Source organism: Mycobacterium angelicum, assembly GCF_002086155.1.
GTDB lineage: Bacteria > Actinomycetota > Actinomycetes > Mycobacteriales > Mycobacteriaceae > Mycobacterium > Mycobacterium angelicum.
On record NZ_MVHE01000134.1, the window covers coordinates 1 to 5,308 of the forward strand.

Below are 5,308 nucleotides of genomic sequence, written 5' to 3' on the forward strand. Positions count from 1 at the left end.
GAGCCGCCGGGCTGTTCAACACCGCGGGCATCGGCGGAGACGGCGGCGGCAGCTCCGGCGTCGGCGGGGCCGGCGGGGCCGGCGGCCCTGGACTGTTCGTTGCCGGCGGCGCCGGCGGACAGGGCGGGGCGGGCGCCATCGGCGGAGCCGGCGGCAGCGGCGGCAACGCCGAGTTGTTCGCCTTGGGCGGCACAACCGGGATCAACCTCAACGCCGGCGGTGCCGGCGGCATCGGCGGCGACGGCTCCAGCGGGGCCGGCGGCGCCGGCGGCCACGGCGGGACCGGCGGGATATTCGGCACCGGCGGAATCGGTGGAGCAGGCGGGACGGGCACTACCAACAGCGGGGACGGTGGCGCCGGCGGCAGCGGCGGCCTGATCGGCGACGGCGGTGCCGGCGGGATCGCCGGATCCACCACGAGCGGCGACGGCGGCAACGGCGGCCACGGCGGAGCCGCGGGGCTATGGGGCGTCGGCGGAGCCGGCGGGGCCGGCGGTTACGCCCCCGCTGGGGTCGGCGGCAACGGCGGTGCCGGCGGGGGCGGCGGGTTGCTCGGCGGCCTCGGGCCTGGCGGGTCATTCGGCGGCGGCGGCGCCGGCGGAAACGGCGCGGCCGGCGGGACACAAGGTGGCAACGGCGGTGCGGGCGGGTTCAGTGGTCTGTCACTCGTCGGTGGCGCCGGCGGTGCCGGCGGGTTCGGCGGGTCCGGCGGCAACGGCGGAGCCGGTGGCTTTGGGCTGATCAACGGCGGTGTCGGCGGTCTGGGCGGAAACGCGGGCGGCGCCGGCGCCGGCGGTACCGGTGGGGCCGGAGGCTTTGGGCTGTTCGACGGCGGTGCGGCTGGCGCAGGCGGCAACGCGCAGGGTACCGGGCCCGGCGGCAATGGCGGGACCGGTGGCACCGGCCTGTTCGGCCCCACCGGCGGTGCCGGTGGGGCCGGTGGGTACGCCGCCGGGAACGGAACGGCGTCCAGCGTTCATGCCGGGGCCGGCGGCCAAGGCGGCTGGGGTGGACTGTACGGCGCCGGCGGCGCTGGCGGCGCCGGCGGCGCGGCCGCTTCCACCGGGCCGGGCCTATTCCCCCCCTTCACCGTCGGCGGTGACGGCGGGGCCGGCGGCAGCGGCGGCCTGTTCTCCGGCAACGGCGGCGCGGGTGGTAACGGCGGTTCCGCCGGCGCGGCGGGTGGTAACGGCGGGGCTGGCGGCAGTGGCGGCCTGTTCTCCGGCAATGGCGGGGCCGGCGGCGCCGGCGGCGGCCTCAACTTCAACAACGGCGGCAACGGCGGTAACGGCGGTAATGCCGCCTTGCTCTTCGGGAACGGCGGGGCCGGCGGTGCCGGCCAGTCGACGGGATATGACGGCGGTAACGGCGGAAACGGCGGCGACGGTGGCTTGCTCCTCGGCAACGGGGGGGCCGGTGGCACCGGCGGCGCCGGCGGGTCCCTAGAGCCGGGCGCGCACGTCGGCTTGGGCGGTAACGGCGGTGACGGCGGCGACGCGCGGCTGATCGGCAACGGTGGCAATGGCGGCAACGCCGGCGTGAGCCAGAACGGCAACGGAACCCCGGGCGACGGCGGCAACGGCGGGAGCGTGGCCGGCGTACGCGGAAAGAACGGGCTGACGCCCTAGTCGACGTCTCGATTTAACACCTGCCAGCAAATTTCGGTGGACAGCGATGGCACCATAGTGGGCGTGACTACTCACCAGGTGCCCGTGCATGCCTCCGGCCATCACCGGCAGCGGACCTTCGCGCAGTCGTCCAAGCTTCAGGACGTCCTGTATGAAATCCGCGGCCCGGTGCACCAGCACGCCGCGCGGTTGGAGGCCGAGGGACACCGCATCCTCAAGCTGAATATCGGTAACCCGGCGCCGTTCGGCTTCGAGGCTCCGGACGTGATCATGCGCGACATGATCCAGGCGCTCCCCTACGCGCAGGGCTACTCGGATTCGCAGGGAATTCTGCCGGCCCGTCGTGCGGTGGTCACCCGCTATGAACTGGTGCCCAGCTTCCCGCGTTTCGATGTCGACGACGTCTATCTGGGCAACGGCGTCTCCGAACTGATCACCATGACCCTGCAAGCGCTGCTGGACAACGGCGATCAAGTCTTGATCCCCGCGCCGGATTACCCGTTGTGGACGGCATCGACCTCGCTGGCCGGCGGAACCCCCGTGCACTATCTGTGTGACGAGACGCAGGGCTGGCAGCCCGATATCGCCGACCTGGAATCCAAGATCACCGAGCGCACCAAGGCGCTGGTCGTAATCAATCCGAACAACCCGACCGGTGCGGTGTACAGCCGCGAAATACTAAGCCAGATGGTCGATTTGGCTCGCGAGCATCAACTCCTGCTGCTCGCCGACGAGATCTACGACAAGATCCTCTACGACGACGCCGAGCACATCAACGTGGCATCGCTGGCCCCAGATATGTTGTGTCTCACGTTCAATGGGCTATCGAAGGCCTACCGCGTCGCCGGTTACCGAGCCGGATGGCTGGCGATCACCGGACCCAAGGACCACGCCGGCAGCTTCATCGAGGGAATCAACCTGCTCGCCAACATGCGCCTGTGCCCAAATGTCCCGGCGCAGCACGCAATTCAGGTCGCACTCGGCGGCCACCAGAGCATCGAGGACTTGGTGCTTCCCGGCGGCAGGCTGCTCGAGCAGCGTGACGTCGCGTGGACGAAGCTCAACGAGATTCCCGGCGTGTCCTGCGTGAAGCCCGAAGGCGCGCTGTACGCGTTTCCGCGGTTGGATCCCGAGATCTACGACATCGCCGACGACGAACAACTCGTCCTCGATCTACTGCTGCAGGAGAAGATCTTGGTTACCCAGGGCACCGGATTCAATTGGCCGGCACCGGATCACCTGCGCCTGGTCACGTTGCCGTGGGCCCGCGATCTCGCAGCCGCCATCGAACGGCTGGGCAACTTCCTGGTCAGCTATCGGCAATAGACGTAACAAAAGCGCTCAGTTTCGCCAAAGCCGACCGAAACCGGCCGGGTTCACCATACGATCCGCGCTAGTCAGATAAACGCCGATCCGCGTCGGCGCCACGCATTCGCCATGACCCGTCGGGAGGGTTACATGTCGTTTCTTCTCGTTGCACCAGACGTAGTGGCAGCGGCCGCGTCCGACCTCGCCCAAGTTGGGTCGATGTTCAGTGCGGCCAACTCCGCCGCGGCGACCCAGACAACGGCGGTACTTGCGGCCGGTACCGACGAGGTGTCGGCGGCAATTGCCGCACTGTTCGGTCTCCATGGCCAGTCCTACCAGGCGCTCAGCGCTCGGGCCGAGGCATTCCACGCACAGTTTGTGCAGGCGTTGAGCGGTAACGCCGGCTTATATGCGAGCGCAGAAGCGGCCACCGCGCAAAGCATTGTCCTGGACCCCCTGAACAGCCTCAGCGTATTGCTGACCGGACGTCCCTTGATCGGAAACGGCGCGAACGGCTTGCCTGGCTCGGGCTTAGCGGGCGGGCCGGGCGGCTGGCTGATCGGCGACGGCGGTAACGGCGGATCCGGAGGGCTCGCCCAACAGGGCGGTAACGGCGGGGCCGCGGGACTGTTCGGCACTGGGGGCGCGGGCGGCGCGGGCGGAAGCAATGGACTCAACAACGGCGCAAACGGCGGCAGCGGCGGGACCGGTGGGCTGCTGTATGGCGCCGGAGGGGCCGGAGGCGCCGGTGGGGCAGGCTTCGCGAACGGCGGCAATGGCGGCAGCGGAGGCCATGCCGGGCTGGTGGGCAATGGCGGCGCCGGTGGCGCCGGCGGTCTGGGGAACGCCGGGCTGCTCGTCGGCGGCGGTAACGGCGGACAAGGCGGCGCCGGCGGCGTCCTCTTCGGCAACGGTGGCGCCGGCGGCGCCGGCGGACTCGGCGGTGTGCTGGTCGGTGGGGCCGGCGGTGACGGCGGCAACGCCGGGTTATTCGGCGGCACTGCCGGCGCGGGCGGCGCAGGCGGAGATTCATTGGGCGACGCCGCGGGAGCTGGTGGCAACGGCGGCCAGGCCGGGCTGTTCGGCACTGGCGGCGCGGGCGGCACTGGCGGGACCAGCTCCGTCAGTCAAGGCGGAGCTGGCGGCGACGGCGGCCGCGGCGGCCTTATCTCCGGCTCCGGCGGTGCCGGTGGCACCGGCGGTGAAGCCAACGTTCTTACCAATATCGACACTGCCACCGGGGGCGCCGGCGGCAATGGCGGCGCTGCCGGCCTATTCGGCCTCGGCGGGGCGGGCGGCACCGGTGGGGTCGGCTACGCCGACACCCTGGGTGCCATCGCCACGGGCGGTACCGGCGGCGCCGGCGGGGCCGGTGGCGCTCTGATCGGTAACGGTGGGATCGGCGGCACCGGCGGGGCCGGTTTCGTGGCCGCGGGTGCCACCGGCGAGGGCGGCAATGGCGGCAATGGCGGCAAGGCCGGTCTGATCGGCAACGGTGGTAGCGGTGGCAGCGTCGGGATGCCCGGCCCGAACGGCATCGGCTCCGGCACCGGCGGTAACGGCGGCGACGCACAGTTGATCGGAAACGGCGGCAACGGCGGCAATGCCGGCGACGCCCTGTTCGGTAATCCAGGTAACCCGGGCGGGGGCGGACTACTGTTGGGCGAGCCCGGACAGCCCGGTCTCTAGCCTGCGCGACTGCCGGAACCTGTCTTAAGGCGCATCCGAGTAGAGGCGAAATGCCCTAGCTGCTCAAAGCATTGCTGCGCGACGCTCTAATCCCTGAGTCGATGATGAGCCGGTGGGAGTGCAGCGATGACGTACGTGGTGGTGGCACCGGAGATGGTGGCCGCAGCGGCAACAGATCTGGCGAACGTTGGTTCGACACTCAGCGCGGCCAATGCCGCCGCAGCGGCCCCGACAATGGGGGTGCTGGCGGCGGGCGCCGACGAGGTGTCGGCGGCCATCGCGGCCCTATTTCAAGCGCATGGCCAGGCGTATCAAGTGTTGAGCGCCCAGGCCGCCGCGTTCCAAACCAAGTTCGAGGCCGCCTTGACCGCTGGCGCGAACGCCTATGCCAGTGCGGAGGCCGCCGCCGCGTCCCCACTGCAGCCGCTGCTCGACCTCGTCAATGCACCCACCCAGGCGCTGTTAGGGCGCCCGCTGATCGGCAACGGCGCCAACGGGGGCCCGGGGACGGGGATAAACGGCGGAGACGGCGGGCTTTTGTTCGGTAACGGCGGGGCCGGCGGATCCGGTGGACCCGGTCTAGCCGGCGGCAACGGCGGGGCCGGTGGAATCCTGTTCGGCAACGGCGGCGCCGGCGGCGCCGGCGGCGCCTCATCGACCGGGGTCGGCGGTGGCGGCGGGGC

3 protein-coding genes and 2 pseudogenes are annotated in these 5,308 nt (G+C 71.3%); all 5 read left to right on the plus strand.

Annotated elements, in window-relative coordinates; genetic code table 11:
- Window positions 1-11 precede the first annotated feature (11 nt).
- Window positions 12-1,628, plus strand: a complete 1,617-nt coding sequence (locus BST12_RS33035; RefSeq protein ID WP_425437427.1) for a PE family protein — start codon at window positions 12-14, stop codon at window positions 1,626-1,628.
- 36 nt (window positions 1,629-1,664) lie between these two features.
- Window positions 1,665-2,954 (plus strand): pyridoxal phosphate-dependent aminotransferase, encoded by a 1,290-nt coding sequence (locus BST12_RS28315; protein ID WP_083116480.1) that lies wholly within the window; start codon window positions 1,665-1,667, stop codon window positions 2,952-2,954.
- Window positions 2,955-3,086: 132 nt separating this feature from the next.
- Window positions 3,087-4,625: a PE family protein gene (locus BST12_RS28320; RefSeq protein ID WP_083116481.1), complete on the plus strand. Its 1,539-nt coding sequence runs from the start codon at window positions 3,087-3,089 to the stop codon at window positions 4,623-4,625.
- A 153-nt stretch (window positions 4,626-4,778) separates the two neighbouring features.
- Window positions 4,779-4,973: pseudogene (locus BST12_RS33895) on the plus strand (PE family protein); the annotation flags it as partial.
- 78 nt (window positions 4,974-5,051) lie between these two features.
- A pseudogene (locus BST12_RS33900) lies at window positions 5,052-5,308 on the plus strand (PE family protein); the annotation flags it as partial.

Excerpts from the sequence above, each read along its gene's own strand:
- BST12_RS28320 (WP_083116481.1), top strand. The coding sequence starts at position 3,087 with ATGTCGTTTCTTCTCGTTGCACCAGACGTAGTGGCAGCGGCCGCGTCC.